The sequence below is a fragment of the Alcaligenes sp. Marseille-Q7550 genome, assembly GCF_965112015.1.
Map to the genome: position 1 here is coordinate 216,100 of NZ_CBCOPU010000001.1, position 25,138 is coordinate 241,237.

Genomic DNA, 25,138 nt, shown 5'->3' on the forward strand with positions numbered 1-25,138 from the left:
AAAATGTTCTGGGTCGGTATGGAAACAAGCCGGGCGCATGCGGCATGCCCCGGATGGCGGGCGCGACAATGCCCCGCCGGACAGTCCTACATGATAGCGTGATTTGCGGGCAAATTCCTTTCAATAGGCCTCTCGGTCCCAGCCCAGGTGGTCCTTGAGCCACGCGTCATACGCCTTCATGTCCACGACCCCGGCGTCGTGGCCCTCGCGGCTGCGCCAATCCTCGTGGCGACGGATCAGGGCCTGCACCGAGCGGCGCATGGCCGCGCCCAGCTTGGGGTGCTGCTCCTGGTAGGCGTGGTCCCGGCCATGGCCGTGGTAGTTGACCTGGCGGTCGCCGTTCTGGATGCTGCGCTGCCAGGCCGGGCGCATGTCGTGCAGGATGGGGTGCGCCACGGAGAGATCGGTCAGGGGAAGCTGCGCCAGGGTCAGGCCCGCCGCCCTGGCCTGCCAGTGCATCCAGGCCAGCGCCACCTTGTCCAGGTCGCCGGGCTGCGGCGCGGGGTCGGCGGGCAGCACGCCGCCGCCTATGTCGCCGTGCGCGCCGATAAAGGGCATCTCCACCACGTTCATGGCCTGGGCCAGGGCGCTCAGGGGAAACAGGTGGCGGTGCTCGTGCAGGGAGACGGCGTGCGCCACCCATTGCCAGGCTTCGGGCACGCCCAGGCGGTAGCGCGAGTTGTGCGTGCCTGACAGGCCGAACTGCGCCACCGTGTCGAACAGGCCCAGGAAGCGAGGCGTGATGCAGGCGCGGATGCGGCCGCGCAGCGGGTCGTCCAGCAGGAACCAGCCCGCCTGGGTGGGATCCAGGATGCGGTTGGCGAAATCGCGCGCCAACGCCGCTCCGCGGGAAAAGCCCAGCAGGTCCACGGGCGTGGCGGCCGGGCCGGGACCGGCCTGCTGCAGGCTGTCCAGCAGGCGCGTCCACTGGGTTTGCAGGATGCGGCCGGCCCGCCAGGCGGTCAGCGCATCCGCGTCCAGGGAGTGCGGGTTGCCCGGTCCGTCGTGGTAATGCGCCGCGCCCTCCCGGTACAGTTGGGCCAGCTTCCAGACATTGCTGCGGGTGACGCGGCTCTGGCGGGGGCCGTCGAAGGCGAACAGCAACAGGCCCAGCGGATCCACGCGCCGCAGGGGCTGCTGGCCCGCATAGCCCAGGGCTTGCGAGCCGGGCCATGGTCCCAGGGGATCGGGCTCCAGGTAGTGGCCGTGGCGCGGCGAGTAGGTGCGCAGCAGATTGTCATGCCAGCCCGTGGCGGGGTCCGCGTACTGGCCCGGCAGGCGCAGGTGCAGTTCCAGGTCTTCGAGCAGGATGCGGGCCTGACCCAGGGGATCGAGGTCGGCCGCCCACACGGCCCTGCCCTGCTCGTCGGTGGCCAGGCGAACCGCGCCCATCAGGTCGCTGTGCAGGTAGTGCAGGCGACCCTGGCCGTGCTCGTCGTAGACGATCAGGCCCACCGGAGTCAGTCCCGCGTACAGGTAGCGGCGCGACACGATGCGTTGCGCCGTGGCCGGCAGGTCCAGCTCGGCCAGCAACTGCTGGTTGTGGTGGAAGAAGGCGCGCTGCCGATCGCCCTGGGTGCGCAGGATGCGCTGACCGAAAGCGTCGTGGCGGTACTGGACCAGGATTCCGGCCGGCGAGCGCACCGCGCGCAGTCGCCGGCTGGGTCCGTAGTCCAGGTCCAGTTCGCCCACGCGGGTCGGCAGACCGTCGGCGGCGCGGTCCATGGCCGGCGCGGGCAGCGGATGGCGGACGCGCAGGGCGCCCGTGCCCTCCCAGGCCAGCCAATGGACGTCCTGTTCCCCGTCCTGGCGATAGGCGGCCAGACGGCCCGCCCCGTCATAGTCCAGCCTCCAGGTGCGTTCCTGGCCCAGCGCCGCGTAGTGGTGGCGTTCCGCCCTGACCCGGCCCTGCGCATCCAGGCGACGCGCGCTGGTCCAGACCGGGCTGCCGTCCGGACGCAGCAGCATCAGGTCCACGCTGTGCCGGGTTGCGTCGGCGCGGCTGATCAGGTGCAGGCCGTTGCCCCAGGCATAGCCGGGGTCGCGCGCCTGCACGACGCTGTGCAGACGGCCCTGGGCGTCGGTCCAGTCCAGGGCGGCGAGGCGGCCTTGCGCGTCCCAGCGGTAGTCCAGCCGGCCGCCTTCGGGCAGGTGGTGCCGGACCAGGCGCTGGAGATCGTCGTAGTCGAAGCGCTCCGTCCAGGCTTGGCCGGGGCTGTGGCGCCGCTCCAGGCGGCGTTCGCGCAGCAGTCCGGCGCGCAGTTTCAGCCGCTGCGTCTCTTCGGGATGTTCGATGCGCAGCAGGCCGTGTCCCAGCCAGCGCAGGCGGGTCAGCTCGCTTTCCTGTCCGCGGCGGTGATGCAGGCTGGCCAGACGCCCGGAGGCGTCATGCTGCATGAGCAGTCCGTTCGCGCCCGCATGGCGGACTTCGGCCAGCGTCCCGTCCGTGTTCCAGCGCCGCGTCTGCGGACCGGTCAGAAGCGTGTCCCAGCCTTGCAGCCGGCCGCGCTCGTCCAGGTCCAGCGTCATCGGCCCCCATCCGCCGTCGGCTTGCCGCAGGCGCCGGATGGAGCCGTCGGCGCGCCGCTGCGCATGCCACGGGCCTGCCTGCAGCCATCGGCCTTGCGCATCGTGCCGCCAGACGGTCCGGTAGGCGGGGCAGCCGTCGCACCAGCGGCTTTCCAGGCTGTCCAGGCGCGCCTGACCCTGGATCAGGCTGTACGCGAACCGGTGCTGCTCCTGGCCCTGGGTCCAGAGGCTGAGGCCCGGTTCATGGCTTGCGGTCCATTCCTGGTCCAGGGCGTGCGAGACGATGCGCCGCACCCTGCCTTGTTCGTCGTAATCCCATTGCTGCAGTCGGTGCGCGGGCTGCCCGGGGGCTTGCAGGCTGACGCCGCCCAGCCGCCGGCTCCAGGGCGCGGGAGCGGCGTGGTAGAGAGCGCATGAGGCCGTCAGGCCGGGACACGCTGGCCAGCCAGGGCCGCCCTCCTTGTCCCGTCATGCGCCAGCGGAACAGGCCGGCGGGCGTCTGGACGGCCAGCGCCTGCCGGTCCGCCTGCCAGTCCAGTCGCAGGACCTGGCCCAGGTGATTGCGGACCTGGCGCACGGCATGAGCGTCGGGGCGGTCGGCCGGCAGGCGTTCGATGTGCAGCCAGCGGCGCGCGGAGGTGCGCAGGCGGGTCAGCCAGCCCTGTTCATTGAAGTGCAGCATCAGGCCGTCGGCGCCCTGCCAGCGCCAGCCTCCGGCTTCGGGCCGGGCTGGAGGAGACAGGGTCAGGCGGCGGCCGTCGGGCAGGTGCAGCGCGGCGCCCTGGCTGCGCACCTGCAGGTCGTAGTTCAGCGCCCAGCCGGTCGGCCCGAGCGTGGGGGTGGGATTGGGCGTGTCGCCGTTCATGTGCCGTTGCAGTTGCAGCAATGGCCAGGCCCGGCTCGCAGGCAGGTCGGTGTCGCTTTGCTGCTTGCGTCCGTGAGCAGGTCCACGGGGTTGAGCAGGCCCAGGTCGGGCGCGGGTTCCGGCTCGCCGGCCAGTTCGGCGGCGGGCGCGCAGGACGGCGCGGTCGGCGGCAGGGAGCAGGTTCGCCCTGCCTGCGGCCAGGCCGCCGCGGGAAGCAGGGCCGGCAGGAAGATGAACCATCGTAGACGCGCGGCAGACATGAGGGACTCTCCACAAGAAGGCAATCCCTGCTATCTTGGTGATGTGTGCAGCCCGAAAACAGCCTGGGAAGCACAAAGATCCATAAGGAGAAACCGTATGCTAGTCGTATTCAAAAGCAAGGCCGCGGCCGATGTCCTGATGTTTGCTGAACATGCCATGCCTATTCTCCGGGCGGCAGGACGCTCCTACCCTGACGGCTTGCCCGAGCGCGGCGTGTTCACGGCGGAACAGCTGCCCGCGGCCATACAGGGCATAGAACACGCCGTGGGGCAGGACAGGGAAAACGAACATGCGCCCCATGACGACGAAGACCGCGAGCCCGACCATCCCATCTCCCAGGCGGTCAGCTTCAAGCAGCGCGCCTTTCCGCTCCTGGACATGCTGCGCCAGGCGCACAAGAGCGGCGACCCGGTTTTGTGGGAACCCGCCGACAGTTCCTGGTGAGGGGTGGATTGTCGGCCCGCCGACATTCCGGCGGGCCGTCTTTGCTTAAGCTGGAACCACATCCCATTTCCCGCGGAGGCCTTGCATGCGCGCCATTGTTCTCGTGATTTTCAACCCGCGCCAGCAACTGGAGCTGGTCACTTCGGTGCAGCCCGATGCGCAGGCCAGCGCGACCTCGCGGGACTGGCTGGACCAGACCTGGGAGCGTCTGGGCTGCGAGCCGCTGCGCCCCAGCGGCAAAGCGCCGCTGCTGGACAAGATCATGGGCGTGGCCGACGCCCTGGGCCATGACGTGCTGTCCCAGGACCAGGACCGCGCCCAGGAGTTCGCCCGCCACTGCCTGCAGGCGCTGCAGTCCTCGCGCGTCACGGTGGACCTGCCGGGGCTGGCGGTCACCTTCTAGTTCCGGGCGCGCTACAAGGCCGCGGCTTGAGGCCCGGCCCGCCCCAGGATCAGAAACGATGGACGATGCCGACCGCGCCGCCGAGCTGATTGCGGCCCGGCTCGATGTTGGCCCCGAACTTGCCGCCGCGCACGCTCACGGACGAGCCGTGGTTGTTGACCGCGTAAGAGGCCAGGCCATAGAGCGAGGTGCGCTTGGAGAGGTCGTATTCCGCGCCCAGGGTGATCAGCGAAGGACGCTGGTCGCGGCCGGCCTGCTGCACGGACGGGCACGAGACCAGGTTCATGTTGTCGCAGGCGGTGCCGCGCTGGTGGTAGACCACGGCGGACAGGCGCGTGTTCCTGGCGGGGCGGTAGGTCAGGCCGGCCCAGAACAGGTGGCTGATGTAGGAGCGGGTCGTCAGGTGCTGGTCGAGCCAGCGGTAACCGCCGTAGAACGTGAAGTCCGCGGCCTGGTACGAGACACCCGTCAGGACGCGGTCTTCACGGTTGTCGCTGCTGTTGGCGCCGGCCTTGGGCGCGTCGGCGCGCTTGCTGTGGTACAGCACGGCGGCGGTCAGGCCGTCGGCCTTGTATTGCAGGCCCAGGCCCAGCATGCGGCCGCGGTTCGCGTCGTCCCAGCTCTGTTCGTTGTTCCACCCGAAGCTGTAGTACGCGCCCAGGGTGACGGCGCCGAGCTTCGTTGTGTATTTGATGGAGTTGTCCATCCGGTCCGAAAATGCGGGGTCGAGATTCTTGCCCCCGAAGCTGGAGTTGCTGTACGGATTGAACTTGCTCATCCAGTCGATCATCAGCGTGTTGTGGCGTCCCAGGGTCAGTTCCCCCCAGCTTCGGTCGGACAGGCCTACATAGGCCTGGCGTCCGAACAGGCGCTTGCCTTGCAGCGAGTTGCCGGTGGCGATGTCAAAACCGCTTTCCAGGGCGAATACGGTCTTGAGGCCGCCGCCCAGGTCTTCGGCGCCGCGCAGGCCCCAGCGTGAGCCGTACCAGTTGCCCGAGCCGAAGCCGGTGTGCGTGCCGCCGCCAGGGGCGTGGTTGATGAACTCCATGCCGGTGTCGATCAGCCCGTAGAGCTGAACCGATGCGGCATTGGCCGCGATGGCGGGGAGGGAGAGAGCGGACAGGCATGCGCCGGCCGCCGCGATGCGCAGGAAGGTCTTCACGGTTGGTATCCTCTTTGGGACTTGATCGGAACCCGCAGTGTAGGGAGCCGGTGCTACAGCCGCATGACAGCGAAGACGATACCTGCGGCAGGACGCCCGTCGTCCCGGCGCGCCGTTCCGTGAATGGTGCCTGCCAATGAAAAACCCGCCTCGTGGGCGGGTGTCCTGCGGCCGCGCCGGTAAGCGGGCTGCGATGCGAAGTCTTGGGCCCGGCGGGAATGGGCCGGGCCGGATGCTGGGCGGGATCGCCGCCCGGCATCCGTGAAAAGGGTCAGGCCGTGGCGGCTTCCTGCTCGGCCTGGGCGATGATGTGGCGGTTGACGGGGCCCCGGGAGGGCCGGGAGGGGGCCGGGGCGATGTCGGGGGGGGGATGCCCACGCCAAAGCCCGAGGGGCTGTCGCCGATGCGCATCTCCACGTAGGAGGCGGCGCGGGTCTCGGCGCCCGAGCCGATGGCGTGCTCGTTGTAGTCCATGATCTTGATGGACAGGTCCAGCGCGTTCACGAAGGCCGAGATGGCGCCCTCGCCCGAGCCGCTCAGGCTGCGCACCTTGCCGTCCTGCTCGATGTCCACCTCGATGGTGAACTGCTGGCCGCTGTCGGCATGCGGCTGGCTGACGATGCGGTGATTGAGCAGCTTCCAGTGCTTCTTGCAGTCCAGGTATTCGGCGGCGAAGATGCCGTACACGTCGGCGGGCGTGACTTCCTTGCCGGTGGAGTCCGTCACGCGCTGGATGGCGCGGCTGAACTCGATCTGCATGCGGCGCGGCAGCACCAGGCCGTGTTCCTGCTCCAGCAGGTAGGACACGCCGCCCTTGCCGGACTGGCTGTTGACGCGGATCACGGCGTCGTAGCTGCGGCCCAGGTCGGCCGGGTCGATGGGCAGGTAGGGCACTTCCCAGGGCTCGTCGGACTTCTGCTGTGCGAAGCCTTTCTTGATGGCGTCCTGGTGCGAGCCGGAGAAGGCCGTGAAGACCAGGTCGCCGGCATAGGGGTGGCGCGGGTGCACGGGCAGCTGGTTGCAGTATTCGGCGGTACGGCGCACTTCGTCGATGTCGGAGAAGTCCAGTTCGGGATCCACGCCCTGGGTGTAGAGGTTCAGCGCCAGGGTGACCAGGCAGACGTTGCCGGTGCGCTCGCCGCTGCCGAACAGGCAGCCCTCGATGCGGTCCGCGCCGGCCATCACGGCCAGCTCGGCGGCGGCCACGGCCGTGCCGCGGTCATTGTGGGGGTGCACGCTCAGCACGATGCGGTCGCGCTGCTGCAGGTTGTTGTGCATCCATTCGATCTGGTCCGCATACATATTGGGCGTGGTGGCCTCGATGGTGGCGGGCAGGTTCAGGATGACGGGCTTGTCGGCGGTCGGCTCCCAGGCCTGGACCACGGCGTTGCAGACTTCCAGCGCGAATTCGGGCTCGGTGGTGCTGAAGACTTCAGGCGAGTACTCGTAGCGCCAGGAGGTCTGCGGATATTTGGCCACCTCCTGCTTGACCAGGCGCGTGCCCGTCAGGGCGATATTCTTGATTTCGTCCTTGCTCAGGTTGAAGACGATCTTGCGAAAGGCCGGGGCGCAGGCGTTGTACAGGTGGATGATGGCCTGCTTGGCGCCGGCGGCCGCTTCCACGGTGCGCTTGATCAGGTCTTCGCGGGACTGGGTCAGCACGATGATGGTGACGTCCTCGGGGATGCGCTTCTCGTCGATCAGCTTGCGAACGAAATCGAAGTCGGTCTGCGATGCCGATGGAAAACCGACCTCGATTTCCTTGAAGCCGATCTTGACCAGCTGTTCGAAGAAGCGCAGCTTGCGGGCCACGCTCATGGGTTCGATCAGGGACTGGTTACCGTCGCGCAGGTCCGTGCTCATCCAGATCGGAGCCTGGGTGATGCGCTTGGACGGCCAGGTGCGTTCCGAGAAATCGCGGTCGAACGCGACGAACGGACGATACTTCTGGGAGGGGTTTTTCAGCATTGCCATGGGGATACCTGTCGGACAAAAAGTGTTTTTTACTTCTTGCCGTCACCAGCGGTTCAGCATGTACGTAGGCCGGTGGCGGCGCAGATGACGTAGATGTGGCTGAGTCTGGCTGCCGAACTGCCGCGGGACGCTAGGCCCGGCAACCGGACGATAGTAGTAGCAGGGAGAACAGGCGGGACAGGGCGGCCGGACGGCGGCCGGGACGCACGGCATGCAGGGACGGTTCAGCGGCGCGGCTGAAGCCCTGGAATGCGTTGAAGGATGTGCGTGCGTGGTCCATGTCCGTAAGTCAAACACAAAAAGAGCAACAAGGCAAGCGCCGAAAGAGGTTCTCAGGCCTGGGGCTCGCTGCGCTCGTAGTCGGTCTGCAGGAGCAGGTTCTGCTGCTGGGCCAGTTGCATCTTCGAGTATCGGCCCGAGCGCATTTCGGCGTAGGCGCGTTGCAAATCGCCGACAGTGATGGGGTTGCGCGGGTCGGGCCAGGCCCACAGGATGACGTCGCGCGCGGGCCGGCTCAGGTTGCGGGCCAGGTGCGCGATGGTGGCTTCATCCACGATGCGCTGCCGGTTGCGGCGCATGACGGCCTGTACGAAGCCGTGTAAAAGATAGGCAATAATAAGGGAAATGATGCCAACCACCGTCCACCAGAAGAAGGGGTTGTATTGCTTGATCAGGGCCAGGTTCTGGATGCTCAGGGCCTGCAGGCCGGAATAGTCCAGTCCGCGCCCGAAACTGATCAGACGGTTGAGCAGGTCCCACCAGACGATGGCGACGGCGACGATGATCACGGCGCAGATGATGGTGGCCGTGGCGCAGAGCTTGAACAGAGTGTTGCGCAGCGTCTGGCTGTCACTCGGGGTAGGGATCTGGGCATTGTCGGTTTTCATGGAAACGATTGTACCTATGCTTACGCGTCAGTCACTAGATTTGCGCCAGCAGCAGACGCTGGCTTTGACGCCGCAATTGCAACAGTCTATTAAAGTGCTGCAGCTGTCGGGGGCGGAACTGGAACAGGAGCTGGCCCAGGCCCTGCTGGAGAACCCGCTGCTGGAGCGACTGGACCCGCAGGCGGACGTTGCCGGGCCGTCTTCCGACGATGGGCGGGACGAGGCGGATCAGTCGTGGGCGGCGTTGGATTTTTCCAACTTTCGCGGCGGCGACGAGGACGAGGACTGGGTTCCCGAGACGCGCGCCCCCCAGGACCTCGGGGCGCACCTGCGCCAGCAGCTCGGCCTGCTGCGCCTGGCCCCGCGCGAGCTGGCGCTGGCGCAACTGCTGATCGACGAGCTGGACGACAACGGCTACCTGCCCTGCTCCCTGGACGAGGTTCTGGCCTGGCTGCCGGCCGAGCTGGAGGTGCAGGCCGAGGAGCTGCGTTGCGCCCTGGCCCGCGTGCAGTCGCTGGAGCCGGCCGGAGTGGGAGCGCGCGACCTGGCCGAATGCCTGGATCTGCAGCTGATGCAGTCGGCGGGCCGCCTGGAGCCGGACCTGCTGCGCTGCGCCCGCCCTCTGGCGCGCGAGCATGTGGCCAGCCTGGCTTCGCCCAATCAGTTGCGCCAGCGCACCGCGGGCCTGTTCGCCGCCGAACTGGTGGAGCGTGCCCATCACCTGATCCTGAAGCTGGATCCCAAGCCGGGACGCGGCTGGACCCAGAATGTGTCCGCCTATGTGGTCCCCGACGTCCTGCTCAAGCGCGTCGGGGACCGCTGGGAGGCGGTGCTCAATCCCCTGGCGGTGCCGCGTCTGCGGCTGGCGTCCATGCCGGGCTGCGACATCGAGGCGCATCCCGCGCTGCTGGCCGAACGCCAGAAGGCGGCGGGCCTGCTGCGCAGCGTGCACAGCCGCTTCGCCACCATCCTGCGCGTGGCCCAGGCCATCGTGCGGATTCAGCAGGACTTCTTCATCCGGGGCGCCGCCGGCCTGCGCCCCATGCAGCTCGCCGACCTGGCGGCCGAGCTGGACCTGCATGAATCGACCATCTCGCGCGCCACGCGCCAGAAGTATCTCCAGACTCCGCACGGCGTCATGGAGCTCAAGCAGTTCTTCAGCGTGGGCCTGAACAGTGCGGACGGCCGCAACGATACCTCCGCCGCGGCGGTGCGCGCCCTGATCGTCCAGATGATACGCGCCGAGTCGCCTGCCAAGCCCCTGTCCGACCAGCAGATCACCGATCAGTTGCAGGCCCGGGGCCTGAACGTGGCCCGGCGCACCGTGGCCAAATACCGCGAGGCCGAAGGCCTGGCCACGGCTTCGCAGCGCAAGATGCGGGCGGCGGCGGGTGCGTAGAAATAGAGAGGGGAATTAGGAGAAATCGAGAAGGCGTTTGTTTGCTGATGGGCCATTTGTTGCAGGATTGACGCGCTTTCTGCTGCTTATGCCGGGTGTCGAAAGGGCTCTCATAGGGAGACGGAACAGAAAATGTGAACTAAATGAGAATGACTATTGATCTTTTCAATATTCTTGATGATAATTGTTCTCATGTATATTTGCATATGTAATGCCATCACCGAGCGTCAAGTACAGGAAGCTGTGCAAGGCGGCGCTGCCAGCCTGGCGGACCTGCAGGGTCAGCTGGGGGTTGCGTCCTGCTGCGGTTGTTGTGCGGATACGGCCCAGGATTACCTGCCGGGCGGGCGCTACGCCAACCAGGTCATGATCGCCCCGGCCGGGGCCGCCCGGGTCGAGGACGCCGCCAACGACAACCACATCGCCGAGCAAGCCTTCGAACGCATCGTCTGCCGCGCCTGACGCGGCTCCGGTGACTGGCCGGCCCCGAACCACCCCGCACCGGCTCCGGTAGTGGGAATGAGTTTCGTTAGTCCTGCTATTAACCCAAATCCGCAACGGATCGGGCAGCGGGACTGTCCTCTTTTGCGCCGCAATTCCCCTGTGCATGGTAGTCTGTGGCTTTCACCCCCAAAGCCAGGGGCCGGATTTCGTGTTCGCTCCGAAGCCGGCCCGGCCCCGCGTTGCGGGAGTCCGGCGTCCTGTTGGGGCAGGCGCCGCCAGATTCACAGGAGAAGAACATGTTTGGCGATAAAGTGGTGGTTCAACACCTGAACAAGCAACTGAAGAACGAACTCACGGCCATCAACCAGTATTTCCTGCATGCCCGCATGCTGAACCATTGGGGCTTCAACAAGCTGGGCAAGCACGAGTACGACGAGTCCATCGGGGAAATGAAGCACGCCGACATGCTGATCGAGCGCATCTTCATGCTGGACGGCCTGCCCAATCTGCAGGACATGCACAAGATCATGATTGGCGAGAACGTGCCCGAGCTGCTGGGCTGCGATCTGAAGCTGGAGAAGGCCGCCCGCGAGACCGTGGTCGAGGCCATCGAATACTGTGAATCCGCACGCGACTACGTGTCCCGCGACCTGTTCCTGAAGATCCTGGACGACACTGAAGAGCACATCGACTGGCTGGAGACCCAGATCGAGCTGATCAACAAGGTCGGTCTGCAGAACTACCTGCAGTCGCAGATGGGCGAGCACGGCGAATAAGCCGCGCGGCTCCAAAGAAAAAGCGCCCCTCGGGGCGCTTTTTTCGTGCGGGCCGCAAGCGGCCTAGAAAGCTTTGTCGGGACAGCCGGGCACCCGGCCCCAGGCATTGTTGGGGCCGCAGTACTTGTTGCGGGCTTCCCAGGAACAACTGGGACGCTCGAAAAAGCCTTTGGCGCTGCAGGCGTTCAGTTCCTGCTGCAGTTGAGCCTGCCAGGCCCCGCCGTTGGCGCCGCCCACCTGCACGTTCTGCGGCGGCGGAGGCGGCGGCGTGCCGATGTCCACGGGCTGGATGGGCTGCTGGCCGCCCAGATTGTTGACGGTGGCGATGCCTTGCAGCTCGCGGTTCTGCTCGCTCATGGCGATCTGGATGGCTTCTTCCAGGGAAATGGAGGTGGTGGCCAGCGCGATCGGCGGCTTTTCGTCTTCCAGGGATTCGGTATTGATTTCCCAGGCCACGGGCGTTCCGGGCTGGGGCACCCCCAGGCGGCCGTCCGGCAGGGGCTGAGGCGGCTGCGCGGTAAAGGGCTTGCCGTCCGCGTCCAGCGTGGGCAGGTCGTCCGGATCGGCCGTGGCCACGGCCATGGATTTCTCGGGACCGTGCGCGATCAGCCAGTTTCCGAGTTCCAGTCCGCCCCATACCGAGGCTCCTGCAGCCAGCAGCAAGACAGCAATGATAAAACGCCAGGGCATAGGCTATTTCTCGGTCTAGTCAGTGGGCAATCCGCGTTCCGGATGCGTGAAATTGATGAAATGGAGCCGACATTGTAGCGAAATGTCGGCGCCGCTCTTGTGACAGAATTAGACTGCGTCCCCGAAGACGTGTCCGCCGTGCTCGCGCAAGGCATGGAACTCGATGCCGGGATTGAGTTCCTGGGCCACGCGCAACTGCGCCGGCGAAGAAGCCAGGAAGGCGGTTGCCTCGACCACATCGTAGGCGATGTTGCCTGCGTTGGTCTCGATGAATTTCTTCATGTCCTTGGGATCCTTGGCGGTCACCCAGCGGGCCAGGTTGAAGCGGCTGGAAGACAGGCGGGCGTCCACGCCGTATTCGGTCTTGAGGCGGTGAGCCACCACTTCGAACTGCAGCTGGCCCACGGCGCCCAACAGCATCATGCCGCCGGCCATATGCGGGCGGAACACCTGAATCGCGCCCTCTTCGCCCAGTTGGGTCAGGCCGGTGCGCAACTGCTTGGTGCGCAAAGGATCTTTGACCTCGATGGATTGGAAGAGTTCGGGGGCGAAGAACGGCAGGCCGGTGAATTGCAGGTTTTCGCCCTCGGTCAGCACGTCGCCCAGCTGCAGCACGCCATGGTTGGGCACGCCGATGATGTCGCCGGCGAAGGCATCGTCCAGCAGTTCGCGGCGCTGGGACAGGAAGGACACCACGTTGTTGGGGCGGATTTCCTTGCCGGTGCGCGACACCTTCAGCTTCATGCCGCGCTTGAAGTGGCCGGAGCTCACGCGCACGAAGGCCACGCGGTCGCGGTGGGCCGGGTCCATATTGGCCTGCACCTTGAAGACCACGCCGCTGAACTTGGGTTCGTCCGGCTGCACTTCACGCTGCAGGGCCGTGCGCGGGCCGGGAGCGGGCGCCAGCTCCACCAGGGCGTCCAGCACTTCCTGCACGCCGAAGTTGTTGATGGCCGATCCGAAGAAGACCGGAGTCTGGCGGCCGTCCAGGAAGGCCTGGTGGTCGAAGACGGGCGAGGCTTCGGAGATCAGCTCGATCTCCTCGCGGGCTTTTTCGAAGGCCTCGCCAAAGCGCTGGGCGATGACCGGGTTGTCCAGGCCGGGGATCAGTTCGTCGTCGTCGCCGTGGCGCTCCTGGCCGGGCTTGAAGACGCGCATGTGGTCCTTGCGCAGGTTGAATACGCCGCCGAAGCGGCGCGCCATGCCGATGGGCCAGGAAAAGGGCACGGCTTCCATGCTCAGGTGCGATTCGATTTCCGACAGCAGGTCCAGCGGCTCCTGCACTTCGCGGTCCAGCTTGTTGACGAAGGTGATGATGGGGGTGTTGCGCGCGCGGCAGACCTGCAGCAGGCGGATGGTCTGCGGCTCCACGCCGTTGGCCGCGTCGATCACCATCAGGGCGGCGTCCACGGCGGTCAGCACGCGGTAGGTGTCTTCCGAGAAGTCCTGGTGGCCGGGGGTGTCGAGCAGGTTGATCACGCAGTCCCGGTACTCCATCTGCATCACGGACGAAGCCACCGAAATGCCGCGCTGCTTTTCGATCTCCATCCAGTCCGACGAGGCGTGGCGGCTGGCCTTGCGCGCCTTCACACTGCCGGCGATCTGGATCGCGCCCGCGAACAGCAGCAGTTTTTCAGTCAGCGTGGTCTTGCCCGCGTCGGGGTGGGAGATGATGGCGAAAGTGCGGCGTTTCTTGACTTCAGAGCGTATGTCACCGGACGACATTGAAAATCCTTGTGGCGGCGCCGCGGTCGGCGCGTGGAAAACAGTAGCGAATTATCCGTAAAGGGCGGGTGCGGGGCAAGCCGCGCCCGCCGGCGGCCGATCGGCTTCAGTGACGCGAGACGCCCGCCAGCACGGTGCCGGCCAGGATGAACAGCGAACCGAAGACGCGGTTCAGCAGCCGGATGTGGCGCGCCTGGCGCAGCATGCGGAGCATGCGGGCGGCCAGCGAGGTGTAGCAGCCCATGGCCACCAGGTCCGTGAAGCACAGCGTCAGGGCGATCAGCAGGTACTGCAGGGGCAGCGGCCGGCCCAGGTCCAGGAACTGCGGCATGATGGCCAGCAGGAAGACCGTGCCCTTGGGGTTAGTGATGTTGATCAGGCAGCCGCGCAGCAGCAGGTCGCGGATGCGGAAGTCGCTGGGTTCCTGTCCGGCGACCTCCACCGGCATGGCGTCGGTGCGCAGTTGCTTCCAGCCCAGGTAGATCAGGTAGGCCGCGCCCAGCCATTTGATGATGTTGAAGGCCAGTTCGGAGCGGGCCAGCACCTGGCCCAGTCCCAGGCTGATGATCAGCACCTGGATCATGATGCCGATGTTCAGGCCTATGGCCATCCAGTAGCCGCGCCGGAAGCCGTACTTCAGCCCCGAGGACATGGAGGAGATCGCGCCCGGTCCGGGCGAGAAGGAGATGACCCAGGAAGCCGCGAAGAAGGCGAGCCAGGTGCTCAGTGCCATGATGTCGTTCTATCCAGAGGCGGGCGCATCGCCCGCCCCAGGCAGGCGATGCGCCTGATGAGGGATCAGGCCTTGGCGTGCTGCGCGCCGCGACCGCCGTTGCCGCGGCCCTGGCCGCGCCCTTCCTGGCGGCCCTGGGCGGGACGACCCTGGGCGGGCGCGCCGTTGCGGCGTGGACGGCTGTCGTTGCCGGGACGGCGGGGACGGGTGTCCGCGCTGCCGCGGCCTTCGCCGGGCCGGCCCTGGCCGGAGCGGCGCGGAGCATGCGCGCGCGGGGCGGGCGCATTGTTGAAGCGGCGCTCGGCGTAGGTATCCTCGTTGTCGCCGGCTTCTTCGATGGCCTGGCGCGATGGCGGCGTCCAGCCTTCCACCACGATGCGCTCGATGGTGTTGCGGGTCAGGCGCTCGATCTGCTTGAGCAGGCGCATCTCGGTGCGGTCCACCAGCGACAGGGCGACGCCCTCGCTGCCGGCGCGGCCGGTGCGGCCGATGCGGTGCACGTAGTCTTCAGGCACGTTGGGCAGCTCGAAGTTGACCACGTAGGGCAACTGGTCGATGTCCAGGCCGCGGGCGGCGATGTCGGTGGCCACCAGCACCACCACCTTGCCGTTCTTGAAGCCGGCCAGCGCGCGGGTGCGGGCCGCCTGGCTCTTGTTGCCGTGCAGGGCTTCGGCGGCCATGCCGTCCTTGGACAGTTTTTCGGCCAGGCGGTTGGCGCCGTGCTTGGTGCGGCAGAACACCAGCACCTGGTTCCAGCCGCTTTCGCGGATGATGTGGCTGAGCAGGTCGCGCTTGTGGGACTGGTCGGCCAGGATGACCTGCTGGGTGATCAGCTCGTTGGTGGTGTTGCGGGCGGCGACGGCCACTTCGTCCGGGTCGTTCAGCGAGCCGCGGGCCAGATCGCGGATCTCGTCCGAGAAGGTGGCCGAGAACAGCAGGGTCTGGCGTTCGACGGGCATCAGGCTCAGGATCTTGCGGATGTCGCGGATGAAGCCCATGTCCAGCATGCGGTCGGCTTCGTCCAGCACCAGGATCTCGACGCCGGTCAGGTCCACGGTGCGCTGGCGCACGTGGTCCAGCAGGCGGCCGGGCGTGGCCACCAGGATGTCCAGCGGCTTGCGCAGGGCGTTGAACTGCGGGTTGATGTTGACGCCGCCGAAGATGACCAGCGAACGCAGGCGGGTGTGCTGGCTGTACAGGCGCACGGATTCCTCGACCTGGGCGGCCAGTTCGCGCGTGGGGGCCAGGATCAGGGCGCGGGGACGGCCGGGCTTGCGATTCTGCAGGGGGTTGTTCAGCAGGCGGTGCAGGATGGGCAGGGTGAAGCCGGCGGTCTTGCCGGTGCCGGTCTGGGCGGCGGCCAGCAGGTCCCCGCCTTCGATGACCTTGGGGATGGCCTGGGCCTGAATGGGGGCGGGATGTACGTAGCCTGCGTCAGTTACGGCACGCAATAGGGGTTCTGCCAACCCGAGGGAGGCAAAGGTGATTTGAGAGTCCAAGAATTTTCCAGTGACCAGCCCAAAAGCCCTCTTCGGGGCCCTACCAATCCAGGCTAACGTATTTGAGGTTTATGGCGACGATGCCACGGCAGGGGCAAGAACGCCGCCTGCTGCAAGTGGCGCAGTGATTGGTGCGCTGCGCAATCAGCCATTATACCGTGAAATCAGTAAAAATCCTCATTGACCGTCCTGCTCCGCCTTATTCCGTTCCGTGAAAAAACCACAGTCGGGCCTGGGCTTGGCGCAAATGGCGGGGCGGCGCCAGTGACAGGAATTGTCAAGTGCGGCCGCGCATGCACTTGTCCTGCCGCGAGGGGCGGTTTACGCTTGGCGCTGTCAGCCCGTCCGGCGTAGCGTCGCGACCTCGCGGCAGGACGGGACCGTCACTTTCTTTTGTTGTTCATCTGCTTGTTTTCGCAGGAAGAAAATCATGACACGTTGGATTCGATGGGTATTCATCACCGGGTTGGCCGCGCTTCTGTCCGGCTGTGGCTATAACGAGATCCAGCGCCTGGACGAGCAGGTCAAGGCCGCCTGGTCGCAGACTCTGAACCAGTACGAGCGGCGCGCCGAACTCGTGCCCAAGCTGGTCAGCGCCGTCAATGCCTACATGGTCAACGAGCGCGCCGTGCTCACGCAGGTCACCGAGGCGCGCGCCAAGGTCGGCAGCATCCAGATCAAGGTAGACGACGTGGACAATCCGGAGGTCATGGCGCGCTTCCAGGAAGCGCAGAACCAGCTCTCCTCGGCCTTGTCGCGCCTGATCGCGGTGTCGGAGAACTACCCGCAGCTCAAGAGCGACGGCCTGTTCCGCGACCTGATGACGCAACTGGAGGGAACGGAGAACCGCATCGCCACCGAGCGCGGCCGCTACGTGCAGGCGATCCAGGAATACAACTTGTTCATCCGTCAGTTCCCGACCGTGATCACGGCCAAGATCTTCGGCTACAAGGTCAAGGAGAACTACGGGGTGGACCGCCAGAGCGAGATCACGCGTGACCCCGAGGTCAAGTTCGACCTGCCCGCCACGCCCGCTCCGGCCGCCCGGTGATCAGCGTTGGAGGCGCCATCATGACCATGACTGATCGCGCGCGCCGCCGCGGCCTGGAAAGTGCGCTGGCGCTGGCCTCCCTGCTGCTGGCCCTGCTGTGGCCCTGGGCGGGCGCGCAGGCCAAGCCCGAGCCCATTCCCCCCATCGCGGGCTGGGTGACGGACACCACCGGCACGCTGACCGCGGAGCAGAAGTCCCGCCTGGACCAGCAACTGAAGACGCTGGAGCAGGACAAGGGCGCGCAGGTGGTCATCCTGATGGTGCCCACCACGGGCGAGGAAACCATCGAGCAGTACGCGCTGCGCGTATTTGATGTCTGGAAGATCGGCCGCAAGAAGGTGGACGACGGCATCCTGCTGCTGGTGGCCAAGGATGACCGCCGCATGCGCATCCAGACCGGATACGGTCTGGAAGGCGCTGTCACCGACTTGCAGTCGGGGCGCATCATCCGCGAACAGATGACGCCGCGCTTTCGCGAAGGCGACTTCTACGGCGGCATACAGGCGGCTGCCGACAGCCTGGTCGGGCTGGTGAACGGCGAGGATCTGCCGCCGCCGCCCAAGACGCCGCCGGTCACCTCTTCCGGCGAGGAAGGCGTGTTCTGGGAGCCTTTGCTGGCGGTGGGCGCCATCGTGTTCTTCGCCTCGCCCTGTTCGCCGCTTTCGCGGCCGGGGTGTTCACGCTGGTGGTCTCGGGCAGCATAGCGCTGGCTCTGATCGCGGCCGTCGCTGGCGCCGTGCTCAGCATGATAGGGCGGCTGTTCGGGGCGGGCGGCAAGTCCAGCTCCGGCCGGGCCTCGCGGCGCGGCGGCGTCATCGGCGGCCTGGGCGGCTATGGCTCGGGCGGCGGTTTTGGCGGCGGAGGCGGCGGCGGTGGTTTCGGCGGCTTCGGCGGTGGTGGAGGCGGTGGCGGCGGCAGCAGCGGCGGAGGCGGCGCCTCCGGAAGCTGGTAGGCCGCCGGGGAGAAATCATGAGCAATACCTGGAAGAATCTGACGGGCTGGGCTTCGGTGGAAGGCCAGTGGCTGCGTCGCCGCCATTTCAACGCCGAAGTGCTGGCCCACCTGGCCGAGCAGATCCGCAAGAGCGAACAGAATCACAGCGGCGAGCTGGTGGTGGCCATCGAAGCCGTGCTGCCTTCCCACGAGGCCGACAGCGCTCAGCGCGCCCTGGAAGTGTTTGGACGCTTGCGCGTCTGGGATACGCCGCAGAACAGCGGCGTGCTGCTGTACCTGGCCCTGGACCAGCGCCGCATCCACATCATCGCCGACCGCGGCATCAAAGCCGAACCGGCCCAATGGGAACAGATCTGCCGGCAATTGCAGCAGGATCTGGCCGCTCGCGAGTACCTGTCCGGGCTGCTGACGGCGGTGGCCTCGATCGAGCAGGTGCTGCAGCAAGGCGCGCCGGCACGCTCCGACGGCGCGGCGCCCGGCAATGCGCTGCCCGACGAGCCGGTGCTCCTGTAACGGGCGACGAGCGTCATGGACACGCCCGACTCCGCCGGCCGCTGGCAGCAGCAGACGCTGATCGAAGCGGTGCGCCTGCGCGAGACGCTCTGGGGGCCGGTCGACGATATCGCTGAATCGCGCCGCGCCCGGGCGGCCGGCGGCCCCTTCGCGCAGCGCGTCTGGCAGCGGGCCTTCGCCCTGGCCAGCCGCGACGGCCTGCTGCAGGCCTGGAAGCGGTGGTGGCAGGCCGCGCGCTGGCTGCTGGCCGTGATGGCGATGCTGGCGATCGCGGCCGGCGCGGGCGCGGCCGCCGGCGCCCTGGGCGACGGCAGCCGTCCGGTCAATGTATTGCTGGCGCTGGGCGCCCTGCTGGGCCTGCATTTGCTGACGCTGCTGTTCTGGCTGCTCAGCCTGTTCTGGTCGGGCAAAGGCGCGGGCGGCGGCAGTTGGGCGGGAGACGCATGGCTGTGGCTCAGCCGGCGCATGGTCAAGGGCGAGGCGAGCCTGGTGCCGCGCGCCTTCGTCGCCGTGCTGGCGCGTCAGCGCAGCCAGCCTTGGCTGTTCGGCATGATCAGCCACGGATTGTGGATTCTGGCGCTGGGCTCGGCCCTGGGTTCGCTGCTGTTCCTTCTGGCTTCGCGCCGTTATCAGTTCAATTGGGAAACCACGCTCTTGACGCCCGACGCCTTCGTCTGGCTGACCGAGCGCGTCGGCGCCCTGCCGTTCCTGCTGGGATTTGCCATGCCCGATGCGCAGACCATACGCATCAGCGACGGACTGCATGTGCTGGACGCCCAGGCTCAGGCGCAATGGTCGGGTTGGCTGTTGGGCGCCCTGGTGGTCTACGGGCTGGCGCCGCGCGTGCTGGCCTTGGGCTGGAGCCTTTGGCAGTGGGCGCGCCGCAGCGCTTCCTGCGGCTGGACGACAGCCTGCCGGGCCTGGCGGAACTGCGGCCGCGCCTGATGCCGGCCAGCGAGCACACCGGCGTGGACGTGCTGGCCTCGCCCGATACCGTGGCCCGGATCCAGGGCGCGGCCCAGGCCGACCTGCCGGCGGACGCCGTCTGCGTGGTGGGGCTGGAGCTGACGCCCGAGCAGGCCTGGCCGCCGCCCTTCCTGCAGCCGGACATGCAGGACCTGGGCCGCGTGGATTCGCGCGCCGAGCGCCTGGCCATCCTGGGCCGGCTGCACGCCGCCATGCCGCGCCGCCTGCTGATGGTGTGCGAGGCGGGACAGACGCCGGATCGCGGCATCGTCGCCACCCTGGTCGAATGGGCTCAGCTGGCCCGCCAGGCCGATGTGATCCTGATCGACGGCGGCGCCGAGCCGACCAGCCAGGAACGCCGCCGCAGCTGGCATGAGCGCCTGGACGCCGCCGGCTTCGCGCCGGCGCAGATTCATGACCAATGGCCCCCGGCCGTGAAGGAGGAAACGCCATGAGTCAGGCGGCCTTGAGCCTGGCGGTGGTGGGACATACCAACACCGGCAAGACATCCTTGCTGCGCACCCTGACGCGCGACACGGGTTTCGGGCAAGTGCGCAACAGCCCGGGCACGACCCGGCACGTGGAAGGCGCGCGGCTGACCGTGGACGACGAGGCGCTGGTCGAGCTTTTCGACACCCCCGGCCTGGAGGACAGCATGGCTTTGCTGGACTTCATGGACCAGTTGAACAAGCCGGGCGAGCGCATCGACGGACCCGAGCGCATCCGCCGCTTCCTGGAGTCGCCTGCCGCGCAGGGGCGTTTCGAACAGGAAGCCCGCGTGTTGCGCAAGCTGCAGGCCTGCGACGCCGGCCTGTACGTGGTGGATGCGCGCGATCCGGTGCTGAGCAAGCACAAGGATGAACTTACCCTGCTGGCCTACAGCGGCCGGCCGCTGCTGCCCGTGCTGAACTTCGTGCGCAGTCCCCAGGCGCGCGTGCAGGAGTGGCGCGTCGCGCTGGCTCGTCTGGGCCTGCATGCGCTGGCCGAGTTCGATACCGTGGCGCCCGCGCTCGATGGCGAGGCGCTGCTCTACGAAAAGCTGGCCCTGCTGCTGGAAACCCATGCGGACGTGCTGCACCGCCTGAAGACGGACCTAGCCCGCCAGGCCGGGCTGCGCCGCCGCGACGCCCTGCGCCTGCTGGCCGAGCTGCTGGTGGACGTGGCGGCCTGGCGCATCAGCAGCGAACCGGATCCGGAGTCCATGGAGCGGGCCGGCGGCCAATTGCGCGAACGCGTGGTGGAGCGCGAGGCCAAGAGCGTGCAGGCCCTGCTCAAGCGCTACAGCTTCAGCCGTCAGGACCTGGTGGCCGACCTGCTGCATTTTGATGGCGAGCGCTGGGGCATGGATCTGTTCGATCCGCAGGCCTTGAAGGAATTCGGGGTGCAGCTGGGCAAGGGCGTGGCGGCCGGCGCCGTGGCGGGCGCCACGCTGGACGCGTTCACCGGCGGACTGAGCCTGGGCGCCGGCATGGCGGTGGGCGCCCTGGCCGGCGGCCTGTGGCAGGGAGCGGACAAATGGGGCCGACGCCTGCTGGGCAAATTGCGCGGCGAAACCGAGCTGAGCGTGGACGACGCTGTCCTGCGCCTGCTGGCGGTGCGCCAATTGAGCCTGATCGCCGCCCTGGAGCGGCGCGGCCATGCCGCCCAGACGCCCATACGCCTGGGCGAGATCGATGCGGAGGATTTCGACCAGCCCCTACAGCGCGAGCTGAACGCCTGGCGTGCCCGGGCCTTGCCGGAAGAACTGCGCCTGGCGCGCATTCATCCGCAATGGTCGGTCCTGCGGGACGACTATTCACCCGACGCCCGGCGCGAGGCCTGCGTGCGCCAACTGGCCGTGCGTCTTCTGGGCGCGCGCGAACGGCCCGCCGCGGCGCGGCCGCAATAGCGCTTTGCGCCCACGAAAAAACCGCCTGCACGCGGGTGTCAGGCGGTTCTTCTCTACTTGGTCCGGGCGCCTTGGTCAGGAGCGCTTGGCGATCAGTCCGTAGATGAACAAGACGATGATGGCGCCTACGATGGAGCCTATCCAGCCTGCTCCTTCGCCCGGCTGGTACCAGCCCAGCGCCTGCCCCAGGTAGCCGGCCACAAAGGCGCCCACGATACCCAGAATGGTGGTCAGGATCCAGCCCATCTTCTGGTCGCCGGGCATGATGGCCCGCGCCAGCAAACCCACAATAAAGCCAACAATGATCATGGAGATGATGCCCATCGCGCTACTCCTTGTCAGTTCGTTCGCCGGTCATGGGGTCAGACCGCTGCTCTATCTTAGGTTTGAAGTTTTGCGGCGTCCAGCGTTTGGGCTTGAGGACCGTGGTGAAAACGTCAGATTTTGTTAATGAGCGGTCCGCGCCGGCTGGCGTATAGTGTGTGCCATGAACATCCCCCTGCCCGCGCTGAACCTGAGCGATTGCGATCCGGCCCGCCCCCTGCGGGCCTTCATCGGCCTGTGGCCGGACCAGGCCGCCCGGCGCTACCTGCAGGAGCAGGCGCGGCGGGCGCACGGCATGTATGGCGGGCGCATGATGCAGCCCGAGCATTTCCACCTGACGCTGGCTTTTCTGGGCGGCAGTCCCGTGCCGGCCCTGCAGGCGCTGGCTGCGCAGTTGCCGGACTGGACCGCGCCCCAGGTGGCGTTCGAGTTGAGTGTGCAGGGCGTGTTCCAGAAGCCCAGGGTGGTCTGGGCCGGGCCGGACGACTCGCAGCAGCAGGCGCTGGCGGTCCTGCAGGGCTGGCACGAGGACATCTGGACGCGCCTGCAGGCGCTGGGCTGGGAGCGCACGGAGCGGCGCTTCAGGCCGCATATCTCCCTGCTGCGCCATGCCCGCCTGGATGGCGTCGATACGCGGGAGCAGCCCTTGCCGCGCCAGAGCTTCGCGCCTGCCGGCGCGGGCCTGATCGTCTCCGTTCCGGCAAACGATCGCAGCCGGTATCACCTGGCGGCCTGCCTGGGCCGCGGTATGATGCGGGCTTGAACGCCAATAGAACAGGCCGGCTCACCGGCCGCAGACAAGGCTGGACATGAATATCCGGTTTCTGGAGACTTTTACCTGGATCGCCCGCCTGGGCAGCTTCCGGGCCGCCGCGAACAAGCTGCACCTGACCCAGGCGGCGGTATCGGGGCGCATCGCCGCCCTGGAGAGCGAACTGCAGCAGCAGTTGTTCGAGCGCGGCAACCGCGAGGTGCGCCTGACGCCCGCGGGACGCACCTTGATGCAGTACGCCGAACAGATCCTGGGCGTGGAGCAGGGCCTGCGGGAAGCCCTGGCGGGTCCGCGCAGCCTGCGCGGACGGGTGCGGCTGGGCGTGGTCGAATCCATTGTGCATACCTGGTTCAAGGCGCTGATACGCGAGCTGCACGCCTTGTACCCGGAACTGGAGATCGAGCTGACGGCCGAGTCCACGCTGCGCCTGCACGATCTGCTCAAGCGCGGCATCATCGATGTGGCGCTGCAGACCGATCCCATCATGGGCGACGGCATTCGCAACCTGCCCATGGGCTCCATGCGCATGGGCTGGGTCTGCGTGGCCGGAGGCGTCATCCCCCCGCGCAGCAGCCTGCAGGAGCTGGTCCGGCGCTGGCCGGTGGTGACGTTTCCGCGCGGCTCGCAGCCGCACCTGGCGCTGGTGCAGCTGCTGGAGCAGCAGCACGTGGAGCGGGGCCATATCCACTACGTGTCCTCGATCGCCGCCAGCACGCAGTTGATCGACGCCCAGCCCTGCGTGGGAACGCTGCCCGTGGCCGCCGTGGGAGCGCAGATCGCCAGCGGCCATTACCAGGAGGTGGAGTGCGAGCATACGCTGCCGGCCCTGCGCCTGGTGGCCAGCTGGCGTCCCGATCCCCTGACGCACACCGCCGAGGCCGTGATAGGCGTCGCCCTGGACCGGATGCACCAGTTTGCCGCCGATCATCCCGGCGAGGCGACGCCGCCGCCCGATACGCGCGCCTTCGCCATCTGAAGCTTGAGGGTTTTCCCCCTGCGCATCGCCAGGGCGGGCGCGGTTCGCGCCGCGCCAATCCAGGTGATACGCCGCTTTGTGGCAGTGATCGCTTTTTGCTATCGGATCATGCCGAAAAAAACCGTTGGAGCCTGATCCTCAGCCGTTCCAGAATCTGCATCAGAGTATATCCAGGACCTGTACCAACGCATTGATTCCGGGAGGAGTTTGACGTGTCTGCCGTTTTACGCACTGATCGCGGCGCGCCGGGGGAGCTGTTCATCTGGACCGACATCGCGCCGGAGTTCGAAGACGATTTCAACCAGTGGTATGACCGCGAGCACATGGCCGAGCGCGCCGCCATCGAGGGCTTTGACTGGTCGCGCCGCTATGTGCGCCAGGGCGAAGGGCGCAAGTACCTGGCCGTGTACCGCACTCGATCGCTGGACGTGTTCACCAGCGCGCCTTACCGGCAGGCTTTCGAGCACCAGACGCCCTGGTCCATCGCCAATTTCGGCCGCATGAGCAATACGCAGCGGCGCGTCATGGCCGTCTCGCTGCTGGGGGGCGAGGGCACGGGCGGCGTGCTGCTGCTGGCGCGCCTGTCCGGCGAGCCGGCGGCCCGGCAGGCGGCCGGGCGCAGCGCCGGCTGGCTGCGGGAGGTGGACGGCCTGCTGGCCCTGCGCGTGCTGACGCCCGATCCCGAGCTGTCCACGCCCCTGCCATCGGAGGATCCGGCCCGGCGCACGCTGGACGCCTACCTGCTGGCGGACCTGACCACGGTCGCGGGCGCCCGCGCGCTGGCCGAACGCCTGCAGCGCGAGTGCGGCCTGGCCGCGGACGATCTGTCCGAGTTTTCCTTGTTGTGGGATCTGCGTTCGGCGGAGCGGAAGGCGGGCCGCGCCTGAGGCGGCCATCACGTCAATTCACGAGAGAGGCTTACACCATGATCAAAAAAATGCTTTCCGCGGCCTGCGTGCTGGCGCTGGCCGGCGCCGCCCAGGCGGCTACCAGCTGGAACATGTCCACCGAGCAGCCGGACGGTAATTTCCTGACCCAGAACGCCCGTGAATTCGCCGCCGACGTCAAGAGGGCTACCAACGGCGAGCTGAACATCAACGTGCAGTCCAACTCCGTCCTGCTCAAGCGCCCCGAGGTCAAGCGCGGCGTGCAGCAGGGCGTGGTGCAGGCCGGCGAGATGCTGGTGGCGGCCATCGGCAACGAAGATCCCCTGTTCGAAGTGGACAGCGTGCCCTTCCTGGCCTCGTCCTTCGACCAGTCCGAGAAGCTCTGGAAGGTCACGCGGCCCATGCTGGCCGAGCGCCTGGACAAGCAGGGCATCGTGCTGGTCTATGGATCGCCCTGGCCGCCCCAGGGCATCTACACCAAGCAGCCGGTCCAGCAGCTCTCCGACCTGCAGGGCGTGCGCTTTCGCGCCTACAGCCCCGCGACCAGCCGCCTGGCGTCCCTGATGGGCGCGGTGCCGACCACCGTGCAGACGCCCGAAGTGCCGCAGGCTTTTTCCACCGGCGTGATCGACGCCATGCTGACCTCGCCGGCGACCGGCGTGGACTCGCAGGCCTGGGACTACGTGAAGTACTACTACGACGCGCAGGTCTTCATCCCGCAGAGCTTCGTGATCGTCAACAAGCGCGCCTTCCAGCGCCTGCCCGAAGAGGCGCAGAAGGCCGTGCTGGAAGCGGGCCGGCGCGCCGAGGAGCGCGGCTGGGCCATGTCCCGCGAGCAGACCGCCAAGCTGACCCAGACCATGGCCGACAAGGGCATGGTGGTGGGCAAGCTGCCCGAGAAGCTGGCGGGCGAACTGCACAAGATCGGCGAGACCATGACGCAGGAGTGGCTGGCCAAGGCGGGCGCGGACGGCCAGAAGCTGCTCGACACCTATCGCCAACCTTGACGGGGCGCC

General features: G+C 67.3%; 25 protein-coding genes and 2 pseudogenes. 15 read left to right on the forward strand and 12 right to left on the reverse strand.

What is annotated here, in order from left to right:
* Positions 1 to 120 precede the first annotated feature (120 nt).
* Genes ACWPWO_RS00980 through ACWPWO_RS00990 form a run of 3 tightly spaced genes read right to left on the reverse strand, consistent with a single transcriptional unit; the run spans position 121 to position 3,654 of the window.
* Positions 121 to 2,823 carry a phospholipase effector Tle1 domain-containing protein gene (locus tag ACWPWO_RS00980; protein WP_454003719.1) on the reverse strand — a complete coding sequence of 901 codons (2,703 nt, stop codon included), beginning with the start codon at positions 2,821 to 2,823 and terminating at the stop codon, positions 121 to 123.
* Positions 2,771 to 3,394: a hypothetical protein gene (locus ACWPWO_RS00985; protein WP_454003721.1), complete on the reverse strand. Its 624-nt coding sequence runs from the start codon at positions 3,392 to 3,394 to the stop codon at positions 2,771 to 2,773. Before ACWPWO_RS00985 ends, ACWPWO_RS00980 begins: the two co-directional genes overlap by 53 nt.
* Positions 3,391 to 3,654, reverse strand: coding sequence for a hypothetical protein (locus tag ACWPWO_RS00990; RefSeq protein ID WP_454003723.1), 264 nt, complete (start codon positions 3,652 to 3,654; stop codon positions 3,391 to 3,393). The genes ACWPWO_RS00985 and ACWPWO_RS00990 overlap by 4 nt, the downstream gene beginning before the upstream one ends.
* Positions 3,655 to 3,751: 97 nt before the next feature.
* On the opposite strand from ACWPWO_RS00990, the gene ACWPWO_RS00995 reads away from it, so the two are divergent.
* Positions 3,752 to 4,099 (forward strand): DUF1840 domain-containing protein, encoded by a 348-nt coding sequence (locus ACWPWO_RS00995; RefSeq protein ID WP_454003725.1) that lies wholly within the window; start codon positions 3,752 to 3,754, stop codon positions 4,097 to 4,099.
* Positions 4,100 to 4,184: 85 nt separating this feature from the next.
* On the forward strand, positions 4,185 to 4,502 hold the full coding sequence (locus ACWPWO_RS01000; protein WP_454003726.1) for a hypothetical protein: 318 nt from the start codon (positions 4,185 to 4,187) through the stop codon (positions 4,500 to 4,502).
* 49 nt (positions 4,503 to 4,551) lie between these two features.
* Here the strand turns inward: ACWPWO_RS01000 and ACWPWO_RS01005 are convergent, their stop codons facing one another.
* The 4 genes and pseudogenes from ACWPWO_RS01005 to ACWPWO_RS01020 form a co-directional block, all read right to left on the reverse strand.
* Positions 4,552 to 5,664 carry a porin gene (locus tag ACWPWO_RS01005; protein ID WP_454003728.1) on the reverse strand — a complete coding sequence of 371 codons (1,113 nt, stop codon included), beginning with the start codon at positions 5,662 to 5,664 and terminating at the stop codon, positions 4,552 to 4,554.
* Between the two features lie 271 nt (positions 5,665 to 5,935).
* A pseudogene (gene leuA, locus ACWPWO_RS01010) lies at positions 5,936 to 7,632 on the reverse strand (2-isopropylmalate synthase).
* Positions 7,633 to 7,768: 136 nt separating this feature from the next.
* On the reverse strand, positions 7,769 to 7,918 hold the full coding sequence (locus ACWPWO_RS01015) for a hypothetical protein (protein WP_454003730.1): 150 nt from the start codon (positions 7,916 to 7,918) through the stop codon (positions 7,769 to 7,771).
* Between the two features lie 52 nt (positions 7,919 to 7,970).
* On the reverse strand, positions 7,971 to 8,525 hold the full coding sequence (locus tag ACWPWO_RS01020; RefSeq protein ID WP_454003731.1) for a hypothetical protein: 555 nt from the start codon (positions 8,523 to 8,525) through the stop codon (positions 7,971 to 7,973).
* 16 nt (positions 8,526 to 8,541) lie between these two features.
* On the opposite strand from ACWPWO_RS01020, the gene rpoN reads away from it, so the two are divergent.
* The 3 genes from rpoN to bfr all read left to right on the forward strand — a co-directional run bounded on the left by rpoN (position 8,542) and on the right by bfr (position 11,144).
* Positions 8,542 to 9,924, forward strand: coding sequence for an RNA polymerase factor sigma-54 (gene rpoN, locus ACWPWO_RS01025; RefSeq protein WP_454003733.1), 1,383 nt, complete (start codon positions 8,542 to 8,544; stop codon positions 9,922 to 9,924).
* Positions 9,925 to 10,098: 174 nt separating this feature from the next.
* Positions 10,099 to 10,386, forward strand: a complete 288-nt coding sequence (locus tag ACWPWO_RS01030) for a (2Fe-2S)-binding protein (protein ID WP_454003735.1) — start codon at positions 10,099 to 10,101, stop codon at positions 10,384 to 10,386.
* Between the two features lie 278 nt (positions 10,387 to 10,664).
* A complete protein-coding gene (bfr, locus tag ACWPWO_RS01035; protein ID WP_394063243.1) occupies positions 10,665 to 11,144 on the forward strand; it encodes a bacterioferritin in 480 nt (159 codons plus the stop codon).
* 63 nt (positions 11,145 to 11,207) lie between these two features.
* Here the strand turns inward: bfr and ACWPWO_RS01040 are convergent, their stop codons facing one another.
* The 4 genes from ACWPWO_RS01040 to ACWPWO_RS01055 form a co-directional block, all read right to left on the reverse strand.
* Positions 11,208 to 11,834: a hypothetical protein gene (locus ACWPWO_RS01040; RefSeq protein WP_454003739.1), complete on the reverse strand. Its 627-nt coding sequence runs from the start codon at positions 11,832 to 11,834 to the stop codon at positions 11,208 to 11,210.
* Between the two features lie 108 nt (positions 11,835 to 11,942).
* On the reverse strand, positions 11,943 to 13,559 hold the full coding sequence (locus ACWPWO_RS01045) for a peptide chain release factor 3 (RefSeq protein WP_454003741.1): 1,617 nt from the start codon (positions 13,557 to 13,559) through the stop codon (positions 11,943 to 11,945).
* Positions 13,560 to 13,665: 106 nt separating this feature from the next.
* Positions 13,666 to 14,292: a LysE family transporter gene (locus ACWPWO_RS01050; RefSeq protein ID WP_394063249.1), complete on the reverse strand. Its 627-nt coding sequence runs from the start codon at positions 14,290 to 14,292 to the stop codon at positions 13,666 to 13,668.
* Positions 14,293 to 14,357: 65 nt separating this feature from the next.
* Positions 14,358 to 15,743 (reverse strand): DEAD/DEAH box helicase, encoded by a 1,386-nt coding sequence (locus tag ACWPWO_RS01055; protein WP_454003742.1) that lies wholly within the window; start codon positions 15,741 to 15,743, stop codon positions 14,358 to 14,360.
* 478 nt (positions 15,744 to 16,221) lie between these two features.
* On the opposite strand from ACWPWO_RS01055, the gene ACWPWO_RS01060 reads away from it, so the two are divergent.
* From ACWPWO_RS01060 to ACWPWO_RS01085, 6 genes and pseudogenes are all read left to right on the forward strand, one after another.
* Positions 16,222 to 16,842, forward strand: a complete 621-nt coding sequence (locus ACWPWO_RS01060; protein ID WP_394063253.1) for a LemA family protein — start codon at positions 16,222 to 16,224, stop codon at positions 16,840 to 16,842.
* 20 nt (positions 16,843 to 16,862) lie between these two features.
* Positions 16,863 to 17,546, forward strand: coding sequence for a TPM domain-containing protein (locus ACWPWO_RS01065; RefSeq protein WP_454003744.1), 684 nt, complete (start codon positions 16,863 to 16,865; stop codon positions 17,544 to 17,546).
* Positions 17,516 to 17,794 carry a hypothetical protein gene (locus tag ACWPWO_RS01070; RefSeq protein WP_454003746.1) on the forward strand — a complete coding sequence of 93 codons (279 nt, stop codon included), beginning with the start codon at positions 17,516 to 17,518 and terminating at the stop codon, positions 17,792 to 17,794. The genes ACWPWO_RS01065 and ACWPWO_RS01070 overlap by 31 nt, the downstream gene beginning before the upstream one ends.
* A 17-nt stretch (positions 17,795 to 17,811) precedes the next feature.
* The gene (locus tag ACWPWO_RS01075; RefSeq protein ID WP_454003748.1) at positions 17,812 to 18,309 is read left to right on the forward strand and encodes a TPM domain-containing protein; all 498 of its coding nucleotides are present in this window, start codon (positions 17,812 to 17,814) and stop codon (positions 18,307 to 18,309) included.
* Between the two features lie 465 nt (positions 18,310 to 18,774).
* A pseudogene (locus ACWPWO_RS01080) lies at positions 18,775 to 19,730 on the forward strand (DUF2868 domain-containing protein).
* A complete protein-coding gene (locus ACWPWO_RS01085; RefSeq protein ID WP_454003750.1) occupies positions 19,727 to 21,163 on the forward strand; it encodes a DUF3482 domain-containing protein in 1,437 nt (478 codons plus the stop codon). Before ACWPWO_RS01080 ends, ACWPWO_RS01085 begins: the two are co-directional and overlap by 4 nt.
* A 75-nt stretch (positions 21,164 to 21,238) precedes the next feature.
* On the opposite strand, the gene ACWPWO_RS01090 is transcribed toward ACWPWO_RS01085, so the two are convergent.
* Positions 21,239 to 21,487 (reverse strand): GlsB/YeaQ/YmgE family stress response membrane protein, encoded by a 249-nt coding sequence (locus tag ACWPWO_RS01090; RefSeq protein WP_394063263.1) that lies wholly within the window; start codon positions 21,485 to 21,487, stop codon positions 21,239 to 21,241.
* A 163-nt stretch (positions 21,488 to 21,650) separates the two neighbouring features.
* Between ACWPWO_RS01090 and thpR the strand changes: the two genes are divergently transcribed.
* The 4 genes from thpR (at position 21,651) to ACWPWO_RS01110 (ending at position 25,129) form a co-directional block, all read left to right on the forward strand.
* Positions 21,651 to 22,250 carry an RNA 2',3'-cyclic phosphodiesterase gene (gene thpR, locus ACWPWO_RS01095; RefSeq protein WP_454003752.1) on the forward strand — a complete coding sequence of 200 codons (600 nt, stop codon included), beginning with the start codon at positions 21,651 to 21,653 and terminating at the stop codon, positions 22,248 to 22,250.
* Between the two features lie 46 nt (positions 22,251 to 22,296).
* Positions 22,297 to 23,235, forward strand: a complete 939-nt coding sequence (locus tag ACWPWO_RS01100) for a LysR family transcriptional regulator (RefSeq protein ID WP_454003754.1) — start codon at positions 22,297 to 22,299, stop codon at positions 23,233 to 23,235.
* A 212-nt stretch (positions 23,236 to 23,447) separates the two neighbouring features.
* On the forward strand, positions 23,448 to 24,122 hold the full coding sequence (locus ACWPWO_RS01105) for a hypothetical protein (RefSeq protein WP_454003756.1): 675 nt from the start codon (positions 23,448 to 23,450) through the stop codon (positions 24,120 to 24,122).
* A gap of 38 nt (positions 24,123 to 24,160) precedes the next feature.
* Positions 24,161 to 25,129 carry a TRAP transporter substrate-binding protein gene (locus ACWPWO_RS01110; RefSeq protein ID WP_454003758.1) on the forward strand — a complete coding sequence of 323 codons (969 nt, stop codon included), beginning with the start codon at positions 24,161 to 24,163 and terminating at the stop codon, positions 25,127 to 25,129.
* The last annotated feature ends 9 nt before the right edge of the window (positions 25,130 to 25,138 follow it).

Coding starts and splice junctions, on each gene's coding strand:
- ACWPWO_RS00985 (WP_454003721.1), bottom strand. CDS start 3,394: ATGAACGGCGACACGCCCAATCCCACCCCCACGCTCGGGCCGACCGGC.
- ACWPWO_RS00990 (WP_454003723.1), bottom strand. CDS start 3,654: ATGTCTGCCGCGCGTCTACGATGGTTCATCTTCCTGCCGGCCCTGCTT.
- ACWPWO_RS00995 (WP_454003725.1), top strand. CDS start 3,752: ATGCTAGTCGTATTCAAAAGCAAGGCCGCGGCCGATGTCCTGATGTTT.
- ACWPWO_RS01000 (WP_454003726.1), top strand. CDS start 4,185: ATGCGCGCCATTGTTCTCGTGATTTTCAACCCGCGCCAGCAACTGGAG.
- ACWPWO_RS01015 (WP_454003730.1), bottom strand. CDS start 7,918: ATGGACCACGCACGCACATCCTTCAACGCATTCCAGGGCTTCAGCCGC.
- ACWPWO_RS01020 (WP_454003731.1), bottom strand. CDS start 8,525: ATGAAAACCGACAATGCCCAGATCCCTACCCCGAGTGACAGCCAGACG.
- rpoN (WP_454003733.1), top strand. CDS start 8,542: ATGCTTACGCGTCAGTCACTAGATTTGCGCCAGCAGCAGACGCTGGCT.
- bfr (WP_394063243.1), top strand. CDS start 10,665: ATGTTTGGCGATAAAGTGGTGGTTCAACACCTGAACAAGCAACTGAAG.
- ACWPWO_RS01040 (WP_454003739.1), bottom strand. CDS start 11,834: ATGCCCTGGCGTTTTATCATTGCTGTCTTGCTGCTGGCTGCAGGAGCC.
- ACWPWO_RS01045 (WP_454003741.1), bottom strand. CDS start 13,559: ATGTCGTCCGGTGACATACGCTCTGAAGTCAAGAAACGCCGCACTTTC.
- ACWPWO_RS01050 (WP_394063249.1), bottom strand. CDS start 14,292: ATGGCACTGAGCACCTGGCTCGCCTTCTTCGCGGCTTCCTGGGTCATC.
- ACWPWO_RS01060 (WP_394063253.1), top strand. CDS start 16,222: ATGACACGTTGGATTCGATGGGTATTCATCACCGGGTTGGCCGCGCTT.
- ACWPWO_RS01065 (WP_454003744.1), top strand. CDS start 16,863: ATGACCATGACTGATCGCGCGCGCCGCCGCGGCCTGGAAAGTGCGCTG.
- ACWPWO_RS01075 (WP_454003748.1), top strand. CDS start 17,812: ATGAGCAATACCTGGAAGAATCTGACGGGCTGGGCTTCGGTGGAAGGC.
- ACWPWO_RS01085 (WP_454003750.1), top strand. CDS start 19,727: ATGAGTCAGGCGGCCTTGAGCCTGGCGGTGGTGGGACATACCAACACC.
- ACWPWO_RS01090 (WP_394063263.1), bottom strand. CDS start 21,487: ATGGGCATCATCTCCATGATCATTGTTGGCTTTATTGTGGGTTTGCTG.
- thpR (WP_454003752.1), top strand. CDS start 21,651: ATGAACATCCCCCTGCCCGCGCTGAACCTGAGCGATTGCGATCCGGCC.
- ACWPWO_RS01100 (WP_454003754.1), top strand. CDS start 22,297: ATGAATATCCGGTTTCTGGAGACTTTTACCTGGATCGCCCGCCTGGGC.
- ACWPWO_RS01110 (WP_454003758.1), top strand. CDS start 24,161: ATGATCAAAAAAATGCTTTCCGCGGCCTGCGTGCTGGCGCTGGCCGGC.